The sequence below is a fragment of the Oceanococcus atlanticus genome (genome assembly GCF_002088235.1).
Lineage (GTDB): Bacteria > Pseudomonadota > Gammaproteobacteria > Nevskiales > Oceanococcaceae > Oceanococcus > Oceanococcus atlanticus.
This window is the reverse complement of sequence record NZ_AQQV01000002.1, coordinates 539785-556627: the sequence shown is the minus strand read 5'-3', so window position 1 is coordinate 556627 and position 16843 is coordinate 539785. Positions and strand designations below refer to the sequence as shown.

The following is a 16843-nucleotide window of genomic DNA, read 5'->3' as shown; positions in this document are numbered from 1 at the left end:
TGCTGCTGTGCCGAAAGCGCTAAGCTTGTAAAACGATACTATCGAAAACGATAGTTGTCACAGGGCGCGGTTCAATGGCCGACCTGGCGCAGCAGGAAAGCAGGCCTGACGAGACGCACCAGCAGTGGCAGCACGATCAGCGCGCAGACCATGTTGATGGCCATGATGGCGATGATCAGGACACCCATGTCGGCGACGAACTTGAGCCCCGACAGCAGGCACAGCGGTAGCAGCGACAGCGCCACGATGCTGGCGGTGAAGGCGATGGCGCGGCCGCTGGTGTTGAGGGCGCGGATCAGGGCGCCGTCCAGGCTGTGCCCGGCGGCGACCTCGTTACCGATCCGCGAGATCAGGTAGATGCCGTAGTCAATGCCCACACCCAGGCCGATTGCGGCGACGATCATGGAGTTCACGTCGAGCCCGACGCCGAGCACATGCATGCAGGCGATCATGCACAGGTGGGCGAGATTGACCGGTGCCAGCAACAGCAAGCCGGCCATCAGGGAGCGGAAGGCCAGGCTGGCCAGTACCACGATGGCCAGGTTGAGCAGACCCACGACCACATGGTGATAGCGCTCGATGATGCGGTTGATGGCTTCCTGAATGGCGATGGTGCCGGTGCCCAGGCGAACCCGGAAGTCGGGGTGTTCGATGCCCACGGCCGAAACCGCCGCATGAGCCGCCGCCAGCGCGGCATCCACGGTGGCCTGGGTGTTGTCGGCGTACCACAGCGAAACCGTGGCGTGCTGCAGATCATCCGAGACCACATGGCTGTAGGCGGTGGAGCTGGCCCCCATCATCGCGCCCACGGCGGCGGCGTTGAGGGCGCGCTCGCGCGGATCCAGTGGCAGCCAGCGCGGGTCGCCGCCATTGAACAGACGATTGACCTCGGACAGGTAGTCGGCGAACGACAGGCTGGCGCGTGGCGCCGCGGCGCTGTTCTCCATGTGCTGCTGCAAGGCCTGCATGACATGCACTGCATCCACGCTGGTCGAGGTCCAGGCCGGTTTGTCCGGTTCACGTGCCTCCAGCACGATCTCCAGCGTGTTGGCGCCGGGAAAGTCGGCATTGATGGCGCGGATTGCGGTGTTGTATTCGGAACTCTGGTGCAGCAGGTTGCTGCCCGGCACCGGATTGCCGATGCGAATCTGCGCGGCGGTCCACCACGCACTCAGGCTGAGCACGATCAGCCCCAGCAGCAAGGCGTGGCGCCCGCGACCGGTCAGTACCCGGCCCAGCACGCCGAGCATGCGGGGGGGCGACTGATGTGTCTGATGTCTGCGTCCGGGGGCAGGCAGCACGGCCAGCAGCGGGGCCATCATCAGCACGCCGGTGGGGATCAGCCACAATGCCCAGAAGCCACAGAAAATGGCATGGCTGACCATTGCCGGTATGGGGGCGGCAATGACCACGGCGATACCCAGCACGTCGGTGATGATCGACAGCAAAGACGGTTGGGCCATCAGCTCGAAGGTGCGCTGGGCCGCGGCGCGCCGGCCCAAGCCGTCATCCAGACATTCCAGATAGCGGGCGCTGTATTGCACGCCGTGCGAGAACGAACGCGCGATCAGCAACAGCGGCACGATCAGCAGCAGGGGTTCGATTGCGATGCCCAGATGGCCGACGAAGCCAAAGGCCCAGATCGCGGCGGTTGCCGAGCTGATCACCGGCGCGAGCACGCCGATCAGGCTCCGCGTGGCCAGCCACAGCGCCACGATCAGTATGCCGATGGTGATCGCCGCAATACCGGCCATCTCCCATTCGTAGCGGTAGACCCAGCCGATCAAGGCCGGGCGACCGGCCAGATGCACCGCGTGCTGTTCGTCGCGAGCGGCGTCCACCAGTCCCTGGACGTACTCAAAGGCCTCGCCCCAGTCGACCTGATGTTCGATGAAGGTGGCCCGGATCAGGGTGGCGCTGTGATCTGCCGAAATCAGGAATTGACGCACGTTGGGTGATTGCTCCACGCGTTGGCGGATCTGCGCGATCTCTGCGGCGCTGGCCGGTCTGGCGTCGTCCATCAGCGGGCGCATGTCGACGCCGTAGGCGGTGGCTTGCGAGTAGCGTGCTTTTTCGGTGGCGATGGACACGACCTGAGCGTGATCCACCCCGGGCGCGAGGTCGATGTCGCGGGTCAGTTGCCAGACCTTGCCCAGGGTCTGCGGGTTGTAGATGTCGCCGTCGCGGCGTTTGACCACCACGGTCATGGTCAACGGGCTGCCGAAACTGGGGTGATCGCGATAGACCTGAATCAGCGGGTCATCGGTCGGCAACAGGTCATTGAATATGGTGCGCAGCTCGACGCCAGGCAGGCCGGCAGCAAAGCCGGCGGTGATCACGGCGAACACGGCCAGGCTGGCGCGGGGGCGCTGCAAAAGGGCGCGCGCCAGGGCCGCCAGCAGACGCGCTCTGCTCACACACGCCCCAGGCGTTGCAAGGCTTGCTGGGTCAGATAGGCATCATAGATATCGGGGTTGTTGGCCCCGCTGAAATGAAAGTCTTCCAGCTGGCGCACCTGCTCCATGCGGGTGACCTTGCCGGTCTGAATGTCGGAGGCAATCACCTGGGTCCAGCTCCAGTAGGGATGCTGGCCGTCCATCACGGTTTTGTCGCCGGCCTCGTACAGCGAGTAGGCCCCGTCAAAGGAACGGTAGGGTTCGCCGCGACGGTCGTAGGTGACCATGCCGATCAGGGCCTGATTGCGGGCATCGAACCACAGGCGTTTTTTCGAGATCGGGGCGCGGGCGAAGCCGGTCGGTTCACATTCGATGACGATGGCTTCCGGCACCAGTTCGACCTTGGTGTCCCAGAAGCTCTGGTCTAGAGCGCCACCGTGGCTGCCATGTTCCCAGTTGTCGTGTGCCGCATTGAAGTTGCCGGACAGGCCGGCCAGAAACGGCCCGCGCCCGACGATGCGGAAGTTGCCCCAGGTGCCCATGGGGTCGCCGGCGCCCCAGGCATCAGACAGATACAGCGTGGTTTTGGGCAGCAGCGGTTCGAAGCGCTGGCTGGTTGGAAACTGGCGAATGCGCCGGAACTCGGGCACGTAGCCATAGAGCAGGGGGAACTTGTTCTGATCGTAGTCCCAGATGTTAAGGAAGCTGGTGCCGCGAAAATTGAACGGTTCGAGAAAGAACACCGATTGAAAGCGCAGCTTGTCCTGGTGCTCCGGCCAGTAGGGTTTGGGCTCCATGGAGACCCGCGCCACGGTGTTGAGCTCGGCCCAGCCGCCGTTGTATTCGAAGCTGATGCGCCCGTCGAGATCCACGTTGTAGATCTTGATGGCGTAGAAGCTGGCGTCATGCCGGCCCCAGCTGAGCACCTGTGAGGCGTACAGGTGGCGGGCTTCGGTGGGATCGGGGAAGGGCGTGCCACCGATCCACGGCTGGCCGTCGGCAGTGACCACATTGCCGTTGGCGTCAAAGCGCGCCTTGCCGGCATTGCGCAGGGTCGCCTCGACATATTCCCAGGGTGACAGACGGTAGGGGTCGGTGGTGGTCGGGACCACCGTCAGGGTGCGACCGTGGTCGCGAATCTGCTGGTAGCGAATGGGCTCAAGCAGGTCCTTAACCTGTTCCACGTTACTCGCGTCGATCACATCGCCAGTGCTGATCTTGCCGCCGCTGTAGTTGTCGATGGACAGCAACTCCTCAGGATAGGCGCCGCGGATGTCGCCGTCCTCGGCCATCGCCGCCCAAAGCGGTTTGAGCACGCCGGTGGCCAGCGTGCCCAGAGCGGCATCGCGAAGGAATTTGCGCCGGCTGTAGCCGCGGTCAAAGCGCCGGATATGCATGACGAGGGAGTCCCGGTGTGAGCAACCCCACCATGCTGCCCCGCCGGGTTGGGTAAAAGACCTAACGATGGTTAGGTCACGCCCCTATCCCCCGGCCAGTAGCTTATCGACGCAAGTTCGGGGCGTTTTATCCGGCGCCCGCAAACAATCGAATAAAACAATGCAACGTCGGGCGGCCTTCGGGTCGTTACGAGGAGACCACAATATGGCAGCGGCAGATCAGGGTAAGAACCTCGGACCCGGGCTGGAATCTATGCGATTCCGGGTGGCGGCATGGGTCATGCGCCACCGCGCAGCGATGGCCCTGATATTCCTGCTTGTGACGGTTGGGTTCGCCGTGGGTTTGCCTGGGCTGACCATCAAAACGGTGTTCTCCGATCTGCTGCCTGCCGATGATCCGTTCGTTCAGGTCTACAAGGATCACAACAACTTCGGCAATCCGCTCACCGTGACGGTGATGATCAAGAACACCCAGGGTGATATCTACAATCACGATACCTTGTCCAAGGTGTGGCAGTTCACCCGCGATATCGACCTGGTTGAAGGTATCAACCATGACAGCCTGATCTCGATCGCCACGGAAAAGGCCCGCTACGCCGAAGCCACACCCTACGGCGTGGACATGCGCCCGATCATGGAAGATTCGGTACCGACCGATCCGGCCGAGATCAAGGACTTCCGGCGCCGGGTTGAGCAAAGTCCCAATGTGCGCACCTTCTATGTGTCCGGTGATGAAAGCGCCACGCTGATCACCGCGGCCTTTCTGGAGAATCTGCTCGACTACGGTGTGGTGTTCCGTGAGGTGCAGGCGCTGGCTGACCAGTACCGCGACGAGCACCACGAAATTCATGTGGTGGGCCAGCCGATCCTGACCGGCTGGGTGTACAAGCTGCAGCAGCAGACCTACACCATTTTCGCCATCACCCTGGGCGCATTGGCGCTGGCGCTGGCGCTGTACATGCGCAATGTGGCTGGCACCCTGACGCCGATCATCTGCTCTTCGGTGGCGGCGATCTGGGGGTTCGGGCTGGTCGGCTGGCTCAAGTCACCGATTGAACCGCTGCTGATGATCGTGCCGTTGCTGCTGATCGCGCGATCGTTCTCGCATTGTGTGCAGTTCTCTGAGCGTTTCTACGAGATCTACGCCGAGATCGGCAACAAGCAAAAGGCTGCCGAGGTCACCATGGCGGCCATGATGGCGCCGTCGATTCTGGGCGTGATTACCGATGCGCTGGGCATTTTCTTCATCGCCATCGCACCGATTCCAGCAATGGAACGCTTCGCCCTGTTCTGCGGCTTCTGGGCCCTGTGCATCGTCCCGACCGGGGTCTTTTTGATCGCCATCGTGCTGTCTTACCTGCCGTCACCGCGCAACATCGAGCGCATCGTGGCCGAGGACAACACCGGCTTTCATGCGGTGCAAAAGCGCGTGCTGGGACGCATTGCCAAGCTGTGCTTCGGACCCACCGCACGCATCACCACCGTGGTCGTGGTGGTGGTGGGGGCAGGGGCGGTGTATCTGGCCTCGCAGATCAAGATCGGCAATCCGGTGGAAGGCAGCAATCTGCTGTGGGAGGACTCCGAATTCAACACCGGGATTCGCGCCATCAACGCCCACTTTCCCGGGGTCAACACCCTGGAGCTGATCCTCGAAGCCAAGACCCGCGACATCAACAACCGCATCGCCCGCACGCCCGAAGTGGTGCAGGCCTCGCTGCAGCTGCAGGCCCTGGTCGAAGCGGATGAAACCATGCCGCCGCGCGCCACGTTGTCGTTCGCCGACTACATGATGGAGGGCAACCGCCTGTTCTCCGGCGGCGATCCCAAGTGGTACCCGCTGGACATGTCCGCACGCGCCGTGGCGGCAGCATCCAACGCCATCACCTTCGGCACCAACCCGGTCAATTTCTCGCACATCACCGATTTCGAGTTCCAGAACTCGACCGTGTCGCTGTGGTACAAGGACAACAAGCAGGAAACCGTGGATGCGGCACTGGCCAGCGCGCAGCGTGCGGTCGATATTGTCGGCGCCGAACACGAGAATTTCCGCGTGCGCCTGGCCAGCGGCAACATCGCCCTGCAGCAGGCCATGAACCTGGTGGTAAATCGCTACCACTGGCTGATTCTTGGGCTGCTCAACTGCGCCATCTTCTTCATTTGCTGGTACGCCTACCGCTCGATCGCCGCAGCGATCATCGTGCTCATCCCGGTCAACCTGTCCAACTTCCTGCTCACCGCGACCATGCACGTGATGGGCATCGGGCTGGACATCAACTCGGTCATGGTGGCCGTGCTCGGGGTTGGTGTGGGTATCGACTACGGCATTTATCTGCTCTCTCGCATCTGCGAGGAGTACACCGCTCAGGGCCATGACTGGGGTAAAGCGATCACCGAGTCACTGACCACAACCGGGAAGGCCATCTTGTTCACGGCCACGATCATGCTGATCGGCATTCTCCCGTGGTACGTGCTCTCTGATCTCAAGTTCATGGCTGACATGGGGCTGCTGCTGGTGGCAATCATGCTGATCAACATGGTGCTGGCGCTGGTTGTTCTGCCGCTGCTGATCTGGTTGATGAAGCCCCGTTTTGCCGCGCGTGACGATCTGATGGTGGGCGAAAGCATCGACCTGTCGCAGTTCAAGGACGTTGAAAAAGATCCCGGCTTCACGCGTGGCCAGGCTGCGATGAGCCCCGCCGGGGCTCCGGCGTAAACCCACGCCAGCCTAGCGCTTAATTTCCAGGAAAGGAGACACACTATGAGAGTTCGCAAATACGATTTCGACTACGGTCGCCGCAAACTGATGCAGAACGCGGCGCTGGGGTTGGGCGCAGGCGTGCTGGCACCGCTGGACAAGGTTTTTGCCGCCGAGCAGACCCTGGAAAGGGCCTACCCGGAAGAGCTGCTGTCGATCGAGAACTACACCAAGGGCAAGATCAGCACCGGTGACATCATCGATGCCGGTAATGTCGATCTGGTCAAGGAACTGTTCGACCCGATCGTGTACGACCAGATCAAGAATGTTGGTCGCAAGATCAAGATCAAGGCCACCGAAACCGATTTCCGCAAGTTCTTCCCGCACGAGTACTACGAGCAGACCCTGCGCAACATGGCCGATGGCGTGACCGCGCAGTGGGACGCCAACGGCAACGTGATCAACAACAAGGGTGAGAACTGGCGCGGTGGTCTGCCGTTCCCCAACGCCAAGACCGGCGAAGAATTCCAAGCCAATCTGGCCATGGCCTGGGGGCGCAACGATTACAACCAGTACGCGGTCAACGACACGGTGTTCAATCCGGATGGTTCGCAGGCCTACAGCTATGATCTGGTGTGGGCCGAACTCCAGGTGCAGGGCCGTAGCGACGGCAAGGTGTTTGATGATCGCGACGATCTGTTGCGTCTGCAAACCGTGCTGTTCACCGCCACCCAGGATGTGGCGGGCAGCTCGTTCCTGTCGACCTGGTACTACGACCAGAACAAGTTCCCCGATCTGTATGGCTATCTGCCGCAGTTCCGCCGGGTGCGCCAGTTCCCGACCAACCAGCGTTTCGAGCCGCTGATTCCGGGGGTGACCTGGTTCCTGTCGGATGCCTGGGCTGCGGGTGACCCGATGCGGACCTGGGGTGACTTCAAGGTGCTGGAGCGCAAGCCCATGCTGACCGCCAACAACACCAACTTCTACTCCAAGAACAACTGGGTCAACACCACCAATGGTGGCCCCAACGGTGACATGTTCTGGGATTACGAGTACGAACTGGTGCCGGAAGTGGCCCTGGTCGAATCCAAGCCGACGCAGTATCCGCGCTCACCGGTGGGCCGGCGTGTGGCCTATGTCGATACGCGGATCAATCTGGCTGGCAGCTGCCTGCGTTACGACCGCCAGGACAAGCCCTGGGTCAACTTCGAAGGCGGCTATGGTCAGTATGTCGATGGCGACACCGTGGTGCTGGGCCCGGATGGCAAGAACCCGGCCTGGTCATGGGTGTTCGTGCACTCCTACGACATCCAGAACAAGCGCATGAGCCGCATCAGCCACCAGAAGGAATGTGCGGGCGGCTATCAGAGCCTGTTCCAGGCCGATCCGGACGACGTCTACAGCCAGTTCTTCACCCAGCAGGCGCTGCAGCGTCTGGGTCAGGTGTAATCCATGGTGCCCATGCTCAAACCGGCAGGGCGCGCGTGGCGGAGGCTGCCTTTGGCAGTCTTCGCCGCGGGGCTGCTCATGCAGGCGCCGCTGCAGGCCAAGCCCGAAGGGGCGGCGGCCTATTCGGCCGACAGCGAATTGCTGCTTGAAGGCACGGCGCACGAGGCCCTGTTTGGGGTTACCGGGAGTGGCAAGAGCCTGTTCGCGGTGGGTGCGGCCGGTCGTGTCCTGCACAGTCAGGATGGCGGCAAGACCTGGGTGCGCGAGCCTACCCCAGGGCCGGCTGCATTGCTCGGCGTTTCTGCGGCGGGCGAGCACATTGTTGCCGTTGGGCAGATGGGCATCATCCTGCGGCGTCAAAGCGACGCAAGCTGGACACCGGTTGAAAGTGGCACCAAGGAACGGCTGTTCAATGTGTCGGTGAACAGCCGCGGGGTCGGCGTTGCGGTGGGTGCATTTGGTGCCTTGTTGCGCACCGCCGACGGTGGCGTGAGCTGGCAGCCCATTGAGCGTGACTGGAAAGGCGTGTTCCGTGACGGCGATATGCGCCTGGGCGATTTTTTCATGCCCAGCCTCTACGGCGTTCAGGTCAATGAGGACAATCGGGTCTGGGTCGTTGGCGAGCTGGCTTTGGCCATGCGTTCACCCGATGGTGGAGAGACCTGGCAGATCACTCATGCCGGTGGCAACGACAGTGAGGGCGTTGAGCCGACGCTGTCAGCCGTGCACGTGCGCAGTGACGGCACAGGATTCGCCGTGGGCCAGGAAGGCTATGTGCTCAAAACCCGCACCAGTGGACAGACCTGGCAGGCACTAAAACGACCGACAGCGGTGAATCTGCTCGGGGTTACAAGCTCGCATGACGGGGTGGTGGTGATCACCGGGATGCGCGACATGCAGATCAGCCGTGATGACGGACGCAACTTCTATCCGGTGTACGGCAACGGTATTTCCACCGGCTGGTTTCACGGGGTAACGCCGGGGGGCAACGGCGCTCATGCAGTCACCGTCGGTGTCGGCGGCAAGGTACTGCAAATCATCAACTAATCATTAGCAGGGGACATCACGGATGAGAACGACTTTCGGAGCAATGTTGTCAGCCGGCTTGGCCACAAGTCTGTTGGCGGTAACGTACAGCACGGCGGTGGATGCCAAGATTCGCTTCAGTTACGGTGGTTTCCTGCGTCTGGAAGGGGCCTATCACATCGGTGATGAGAACCCGTACAACCAGGGCGGGAACTACTTCAACGACGTCACGGTGCGGCGTACACCTTACTTGCCGCCAACCTACACACCGCTGGTGTCCGGTGTGGTCACGCCGAGTTGGACATCATTGTCTCTGGGGCCGGTCTACGGCGACGACTTGCGTCGCGGTGACATGATTCCCAGCACCGAGAACGACTTCAGCTACACCATTTTGCGTGGTGAAGTCGAAGGCCAGCTGCGCTTCAATCGCAAGTGGCGCATCGTGACGCGTCTGCGTGGTATCTACGACCCGACCATCTACGATGAGTTTGATGCCGCTTCGGTCGAAGTGCTTAACAACTACGATCAGGAAGGCATCCAGTCTGGGCCGTGGGCCGACCCCGCGCTGTATCAGACCGAACCCAATTATTTCGAGTATTCGGTCACCGATGGCAAGGGTGGCTTTGAGAATGGCAATCCGCTGGAAATCGCTGGTCGCGATTACATGATTGATCTGCCGGCGGCGATTCTCGAATACAACAATCGCGACTTCAATTTCCGCATCGGCAATCAGCAGATTGCTTGGGGACAGTCGATTTTCTTCCGGGTGTTCGACGTGCCGAATGGTCTCGACCTGCGCCGTCACTCGATCCTCGACCGGGCCATGGAGGAGTTCTCCGACAAGCGTGTGCCCATGTTGTCGGCGCGCGTGACCTATCAGCTGACCAACAACATTTTGCTCGACAGCTATGTCGGCAAATTCCAGCCCACGGTATTCGGCAATCCCAATACGCCGTACAACATCATCCCAACCCAGTTCACCGTGCAGGATCGCTACAAGGCTGGTGGTTATGATGATGAAATCGTCGGTGGTTTCCGGATAAAGGGCGACTACGGCCAGTGGGGTTTCCAGCTTGGCTACGCCAACCGCTACGGTACCGAAGGGGTTTTCCGCTGGACCGAAACCGGGGTGGAGCAACCGCTGTACAACGGTATTGGGCCCAATGTGCTGGGCTCGGCGGATCTGGTTAATCAACTGCCCATACTGGGTGACCTGCTGGAAAACAATCTGTCACTCGGTGCTGCGACGATGTTGAGCTACAACATCAAGTCGCCGGTCGGCACGGGGCTGTGCCCGGTCGATGAGTACGATCCCGAGACCTACGATGCTTCGCGCTGTCGTATGTACGAAAGCACAGCGGAAGCCTTGGCACATGCACCTTTTCATCCCGGCACCGGTGGCGTTTACAGTGCCGAAGAGTGGTTTCGCTATGCGGCGGAAGCGCGTCTTGACGGCATTTTGGGGCTGAACGCGGCGGTCAATGAGTTCCCCGGTGCACAAGATGTTTATGCATCGCCCTCAGAGACTTTTGAAGAGTCCGTGGCGCAGTTGAGCACATTCTTTGTTGCCTCCGGTGGCAGTTTGCGTGGGCACATTGCGCGTGAGTACTTCCGTGAAGACAACTTCATGGCCGGGGTCAGCTATGTGATCGAGTCGGATATCGATTTCTTCAATCAGTTGATCCTGAATCTGGAAGCCCAGTACACCCCGGAACGCACTTACACCAATCCGTCGCTGTCGAGTAACTACATTCGCCAGGACGAAATCATGGTTTCCCTGGTGGCGGACAAGTGGCACCGCTTCTTCGACAGCTTCCCGGGGACCTATATCGTGATGCAGGCCTTGCATCGCAATCGGGCGGATCTGGTCGGGCGTCATTTGTCGGGCATGGGCAGCAAGACCTTTGATGAGCTGGAGCCGGGCGACACGCGCACCACGCGACCGATCACCCATGGTTCAACCTATGTCGTGCTGGGCTTCCTGCAGCCATGGCCGAACAAGTTGTATGAGCTTGAATTTGCCTCATTGATCGACACCGAAGGCGGTGCCTTCGTGCAGACGGGCTTGCGCTGGAATCCCGGCCATGGGGTGACCGTCGAAGGGTTTTACAACCACATATCGGATGATCTGTGGGGCAACCGTTATGACAATCTGATGTCGACGATTGATTTTGCTGAGGAATTCACTTTGCGTGTGTCGTATCAGTTCTAGGTGTCCCTTTAAGCCCGCCATCCTTCGCGAATGCCATTTTGGGCGGGCTTCTTTTCCAACATGAGGTCGCATGATGAGTGATCATCGGCCCACACTGGCGGCGGCGTTGTTGCTCGCAAGCAGCGCCGCATCTGCCGTCTCCAGTGAAGCTTTGAGTGCGCTCGACAGTGCGCTGGCCGAGCGCCAGCGCAATCGACTGAGCACAGCGCTCACGCAGCTCGATCAGGTCACGGATCATCCTGCGATCTATTTTCAAAGCGAGCTCGGGGTGCCGCTTTCAGGCCTCCGGGTGGCGATTAGGTCTGAGCACGACGCAGGCGTTGTCGCCACATTCGACTTCAGCCCGGTGCCATCGACCCGTTTATGGAAAGCACAGCTGCCCCGATTGGATGCCGGTGCTTACATGGCGCAGCTGCAGGTGAAGGTGCAAGGCAGCACCATCACACTGGATCAGAAGTTGCCCTGGACCACGGCCACGGCGCTGGTTGAATGGCGCCTTGAGGAGCGCCTGGTCAGAGCGCCTGGCCTGGACAGCACCCATTGGTTGCATGAGTCACCGGGCTGGTGGTCGACCGCGCTGGATTGGGTTGTACCCGATGGCGCGCGTCAGCGATTGCTGGCCGAGCAGCCGCGCCAGCGGCCCGATTATCGGGCTGCTCAGGCGCAATGTGCCGCGGGCCGTATTCAAGGGTTGGCCGGCATGTTGCACACCCACCGAACCCGCTTGCTGGACACTGATCTGGTCGACGACTTGCTGGATTGTGCGGCGACGCTAGATCTGCGCGCGGTGGTCTATGAAGTGCTGAACGCCTGGCCGGATGGCGTGCTTTCATCGCGCGGGTGGGATGTAATGCTCAGGGTGTTGCGGCGTGATATCGCGCATGGTCATAGTGCGCGTGCGTTGCAGGCCCTAACCCGGCGTGCCCCGCTGCAGCAAACCGCCAGCCAGGAAGCGCGCTGGCGCGATCTGGTCTCACGCGTGATGCTGGCGCGCGGCGACATTGCAGCTGCGCTCACCTATCTGCGCGAAGGTCCGCATATGCAGGCCGATCAGACACTGGTGGGCGATGCCGATTTGCAGTTGCTGTTCCAGACCATGCGTTTGAATCTCGCGGTCGCCTTGCTGCACGCTCAGCGAGGCGAAGACGCACTCAATCTGCTGGATCAAATCGGTCAGGTTACGCCCAGCTCACAAGCCGTGGCTGCGCTGCGTGATCGAGCCAATGTCATGCTCGGCTGGCAGTTTCTGCGCCGCCAGCAGGGGCTGACCGCACAGGCGGTGTTCAATCGCGTGGATTTGCACGGCGATGCGGCGGCAACTGCATTGCTGGGGCGAGGCTATGCCTTGGTGGCGCCCCCTGGGGAGCGCCAGCTGCGCAATCAGACAGCGGATGCGACCAATCTTCTGCAGGCCGAAACCGCATCCACCCTGGCAGCCAAATACCGCGGTGGGTTTATTTCCTGCGAGCAGTATCAGCAGGCCATGGGTGATGACGCGGTGTGCACGCGCACGCGCGCCTTTGATCAGGCTGGTGAGCACTACAGCCCGCAGGAGCGTGAGCAACGGGCGATGCGTAGCTGGTTGCTGGTCGCCGAACGTGGCGGCGCCGATTTGGCGACGCAAGAGGCGCGCTTGCAAGCTGCCGTGGCGCTGATTGAAGCGGGTCGGCGCGCGCCGGCCCAGGACATGCTGGAGCGGGCCATCGACATACTCGAGCAACGCCAGCAAGAGGCGGCGCAGGAGCAACAATGGTTGCGCGAATACGTGCTTGCCTCGCTGGCCGGAGCGGACGAGGCGTTTTCACAGCTGCGTGACAGCGCTGAATTGCCGCCGCTGGCTACGCATGCGCTGGCTCGCTGGCTGGCTCAGGAACAGATTCGTGCGTTGCTCGATATGCAGGTGCGTGCATCGGCGTGGCCGGAACAGCAGGCGCAGGTTCAGCACTTGTTGCTGCAGTCCCTGGCGCAGCTCGGTCAGCAGATCAATCAGGAACAGGCGCGTATGGAGAGCGAAATTCGGCTGCACCTGGCCAAGCTGTATCACCAGGGTGCGCTGGGCGGTTGAGCACGCTGGCACTCGGATCTTCTAATTCCAAAACATCAGCAGGAGACAAAAATGGGCCGATTACAAGGCAAAGTGTGTTTGATTACCGGCGCAGCATCCGGCATTGGCTTGGCGACAGCGCGCCGCTTCGTCGAGGAAGGCGCCAAGGTGATGCTGAGCGACATTCATGAACAAGCCCTGGCTGACGCGGCCCAGACATTAAACGGTGACGTGGCCACCGCGCGGCACGATGTGGTCGATGATGCGCAGTGGAGCGCGGTGCTGGATCAGGTCAACAGCCGTTGGGGGCGTCTCGATGTGTTGGTCAACAGCGCCGGTATCGGCTTGCCCGGCACGATTGAAACCCAGACCGACGAGGAATGGGACCAGACTATCGCGATCAATCTCACCGCGGTCATGAAAGGCACACGCAAAGGTATTGCGGCGATGAAGGCGTCCGGTGGTGGTTCGATCATCAACGTGGCGAGCATTGAAGGCATCCTCGGCGAACCGCTGGTGATGGCCTACAACGCCTCCAAGGGCGGGGTGCGCATCTTTTCCAAATCGGCGGCCAAGTTGTGTGCGCTTGAGGGCTATAACATCCGCGTCAATTGCATGTGCCCGGGCTTTGTCGAGACCGCGATGGTGCGCGATGCGGTGGCCAGCATGGAGCCGGCCATGGCCGAGGCCTTCACCGCCAAGGTGCTGGCCTCAATCCCGATGGGGCGGATGGCGCAGCCGGAAGAAATTGCTAACGGGATTCTGTTCCTGGCCTCGGACGAATCCAGTTTCATGACCGGTGCCGATCTCATTATCGATGGCGGCCATACGGCCTGAGGCCTAGACCAGGCCCAGATCCTTGGCGGTGGCCAGCGCACCCGAGCGGGTGCGCACGCCGAGCTTGCCGTAGATGTTGTGCAGATGCCATTTGAGGGTGCCTTCGGAGACAAAGATGGCCTCGGCGATCTCGCGATTGCTCAGGTCTGATTGCAGGCGCCCTAGAATCTGTAGTTCGCGCTGGGTCAAAGGCTCGACCAGGCCCGTGTTGCCATCTTGGCCCCGCGGGCGGCTGCTCTGTGAAGATTCGTCCAGCAAACGCTTGAGCAGCGCCGCTGCTGCCTGCTGCTGATCGCTCAGTTTGACCCGCGCCAGCAGCTTGGCGATGGGCTCACCTTCATCACGAAAAACCCGGTAGTAGCCACGTGGTGCTGCCACCATCAGCGCTTGTGTGACCACCTCAACCGCTTGATCAACATCGCCGGCCTGTTGCAGGGCCATGGCCTGTAGCATCATCAACTCAAGCTGGCGATGCGGCAGACCTTTGGCAACACAGTGCTGGATGCCAGAGTTGAGCATGTTGGCGACTTGCTCCGGACATTCCTGTAACTGGCAACGCGCCACTGTGCGGTAACTCTTTTCCTCGCGTAAATCGAGATTGGCACCTTCCGGCATGACGTCGAGGTGATAGCGCGCGGCCAGTTCACGGGCTTTGTCCAGCTGACCATCTCGGGCGTACCAGGTGATTTCCTCGGCGACCAGGCTCATGGCCGGGCGCGGCAGATTGAGCCGCTCGCTGATGGCGCGGCCCTGTTGCATGATGGCCAGGCCCTGTCTTGTGTCGCCACGCCAGCGCTGGAAGCGTGCCTGGGTGAGATAGCGCACGATGTGATGATCGGCCTGGATGTAGTTGTCGTCTTCGGACAGACCCATTTCCAGATGCGCTTCGGCTTTGGGCATCTCGCCGAATTCGTAATAGACCATGGCAAGCACGCCATGCAGATAGCTGCTGTTGAGCCAGTCGGCTCGTCCGGCGCGGCGCTCCAGCGTTTCCAGGGCTTCGATGGCCGTCTGCCGTGCGGCATGGAATTCACCGCGCTTGAGCAGCAGATAACAACGTACGCAGTAAAACCAGGAAAAGACGTAATAGCCTTCCGTTTTGCTGGGCACCCAGCGCATCACGTCGTTGGACACCGCCATCGCGGTATCGAGCTCGCCAAAGCACTTGTAGGCAAAGGTCAGCACATTGGAAATGCCGCCACGCTGATCAGCCGGCGCGTCCGGCCACCGTTCCAGCCAGGCTTTCGACTCGCTCAAGGCGCCTTCGCGATTATCCATCAAGGCATACAGATAGCTGCGCTGGCCGCCGATGGCGCATTCCAACTCGTCGATGACTTTATGGTTGGGCTGGTCGGCTTGAGCCAATCGATCGCGTAGCGCCTCCAACTGCTGGATTTGGGCTTCGGTCTCCTGATGGCGACCGAAAAAAGTCAGCGCGAACGCATAGTTGATGCGGATTTTGGGGTAGCGGTCAGCCCACTCCTGCGGCAGCCGTTGCATCCAGTCCATGATGGATTGCAGGTAGCCCTGGCGTAACACCAGATCTTCCACATGTTGGGCAAGCCAAGCGCCCGCCACGTCCCAGGCTTGGGCACGCATTGCGCATTGGATGGCTTCGTAGTGCAGATCCTGCGCGTAATAATGATTGGCGCCGCGAATCAAGGTTTCTCGTGATTGCTCAGGGTTTTCCTGCTGACCCCGCTCGCATAGGAAATCACGGATCAGCTGGTGGTAGCGAAACCATCGCCCGTCGCCATCCATGCGACTGAGAAAGAAATTGCCACGATGCAGTTCGTCGAGGCGCTGTTGGGCATTGGTCAGGCCGGTGACCTGCTGTGCCAGTTCGGCATTGACGCGGCGGAACTGAGCCGTAGCAAACAGAAATTCGCGGGTGTCCTGGTCGAGCTGTTCAAGCAGCACCTCGCCAAGGTACTCCATCACGTTTTGCTCGTTGCCGGTGAAGTCCTCAATCAACGAGCGCGGGTCGCTGGCGCTTTCCAGCAGGATGCCGGCCAGTTCAAGTCCAGCTGGCCAGCCTTCGGTACGCGCCATCAGCATATGCAGATTGGCATCGCTGAGCGCACTGATGCCGCGGCTGGAGAAGAAACTGCGCGCTTCTTCTGTGGTGAATTTCAGATCGCTTTCGCCCAGTTCCACCAACTTGCGGCGCACGCGCAAACGGCTCAGTGGCAGGGCCGCCAGCGATCGGCCTGCCAGGACCAGTTGAAGTTGCTCAGGCGCGTAGTGGGCCAACCAGTGCACGGTGTCCAGCACACTTTTGTTTTCAAGCACATGCAGGTCATCCAGAAACAGGCACACACGCACATCCAGTGTGGCCAGCTGGGCGGCCAGGCGCTCCAGCGTAATCAGCCGCTGATCGTCGCTGTTCAAATCCGCCGACCAGTGTCGCGACTCTGTATCCAGCGCGCGACTCAGGGCGCCGCCCAAATAGCGCATGAAGCGTGCCGGATCGTTGTCGTTCTCGTCCAGGCTGAGCCACGCCGCGCGAATGCCGTGCTCGCTCAGCGTTTGCTGCCAGGTCGCCAGGATGGTCGATTTTCCATAGCCCGCGGGCGCGCTGATTCCGGCAACCGTGGCTTTGGCGTCCAGAAAGGTGTCCGGTACATCCAGCCGCGAACGCTCAATCAGCTGTGCCGCACTGATGGCGGGGTTGAATTTCGACTCCAGGAGTGGGGTTTGGGGCTGGCTGGGCGACATGGGCTGCGATCAACGATTCAATCGGTAAATAAGGACTGTCGTGAGATTGGCATTCTGCACTGTTTGCCG

Annotated in this window: 9 protein-coding genes; 6 read left to right on the top strand and 3 right to left on the bottom strand. The window is 61.0% G+C overall.

The window, feature by feature from the left end:
- Positions 1-71: 71 nt before the first annotated feature.
- Positions 72-2417 (bottom strand): efflux RND transporter permease subunit, encoded by a 2346-nt coding sequence (locus tag ATO7_RS09705; protein ID WP_206044871.1) that lies wholly within the window; start codon positions 2415-2417, stop codon positions 72-74.
- Entirely contained in the window at positions 2414-3793 is a 1380-nt protein-coding gene (locus ATO7_RS09700; RefSeq protein ID WP_083561532.1) for a DUF1329 domain-containing protein, read from the bottom strand. The genes ATO7_RS09705 and ATO7_RS09700 overlap by 4 nt, the downstream gene beginning before the upstream one ends.
- Before the next feature lie 205 nt (positions 3794-3998).
- Between ATO7_RS09700 and ATO7_RS09695 the strand changes: the two genes are divergently transcribed.
- From ATO7_RS09695 to ATO7_RS09670, 6 genes are all read left to right on the top strand, one after another.
- Positions 3999-6506, top strand: coding sequence for an efflux RND transporter permease subunit (locus ATO7_RS09695; protein WP_206044870.1), 2508 nt, complete (start codon positions 3999-4001; stop codon positions 6504-6506).
- A 45-nt stretch (positions 6507-6551) separates the two neighbouring features.
- Complete coding sequence (locus ATO7_RS09690) at positions 6552-7937, top strand: DUF1329 domain-containing protein (protein ID WP_083561530.1); 1386 nt, start codon at positions 6552-6554, stop codon at positions 7935-7937.
- Positions 7938-7988: 51 nt separating this feature from the next.
- Positions 7989-8984, top strand: a complete 996-nt coding sequence (locus ATO7_RS09685) for a WD40/YVTN/BNR-like repeat-containing protein (RefSeq protein WP_083561528.1) — start codon at positions 7989-7991, stop codon at positions 8982-8984.
- A gap of 73 nt (positions 8985-9057) precedes the next feature.
- A complete protein-coding gene (locus ATO7_RS09680; RefSeq protein ID WP_206044869.1) occupies positions 9058-11175 on the top strand; it encodes a DUF1302 family protein in 2118 nt (705 codons plus the stop codon).
- Positions 11176-11245: 70 nt separating this feature from the next.
- Positions 11246-13240, top strand: coding sequence for a hypothetical protein (locus tag ATO7_RS09675; RefSeq protein WP_083561524.1), 1995 nt, complete (start codon positions 11246-11248; stop codon positions 13238-13240).
- 51 nt (positions 13241-13291) lie between these two features.
- On the top strand, positions 13292-14056 hold the full coding sequence (locus tag ATO7_RS09670; protein ID WP_083561522.1) for a glucose 1-dehydrogenase: 765 nt from the start codon (positions 13292-13294) through the stop codon (positions 14054-14056).
- 3 nt (positions 14057-14059) lie between these two features.
- Here the strand turns inward: ATO7_RS09670 and ATO7_RS09665 are convergent, their stop codons facing one another.
- Positions 14060-16774 carry a LuxR C-terminal-related transcriptional regulator gene (locus ATO7_RS09665; protein ID WP_083561520.1) on the bottom strand — a complete coding sequence of 905 codons (2715 nt, stop codon included), beginning with the start codon at positions 16772-16774 and terminating at the stop codon, positions 14060-14062.
- Positions 16775-16843: the final 69 nt, after the last annotated feature.

Excerpts from the sequence above, each read along its gene's own strand:
- ATO7_RS09700 (WP_083561532.1), bottom strand. The coding sequence starts at position 3,793 with ATGCATATCCGGCGCTTTGACCGCGGCTACAGCCGGCGCAAATTCCTT.
- ATO7_RS09695 (WP_206044870.1), top strand. The coding sequence starts at position 3,999 with ATGGCAGCGGCAGATCAGGGTAAGAACCTCGGACCCGGGCTGGAATCT.
- ATO7_RS09690 (WP_083561530.1), top strand. The coding sequence starts at position 6,552 with ATGAGAGTTCGCAAATACGATTTCGACTACGGTCGCCGCAAACTGATG.
- ATO7_RS09675 (WP_083561524.1), top strand. The coding sequence starts at position 11,246 with ATGATGAGTGATCATCGGCCCACACTGGCGGCGGCGTTGTTGCTCGCA.
- ATO7_RS09670 (WP_083561522.1), top strand. The coding sequence starts at position 13,292 with ATGGGCCGATTACAAGGCAAAGTGTGTTTGATTACCGGCGCAGCATCC.
- ATO7_RS09665 (WP_083561520.1), bottom strand. The coding sequence starts at position 16,774 with ATGTCGCCCAGCCAGCCCCAAACCCCACTCCTGGAGTCGAAATTCAAC.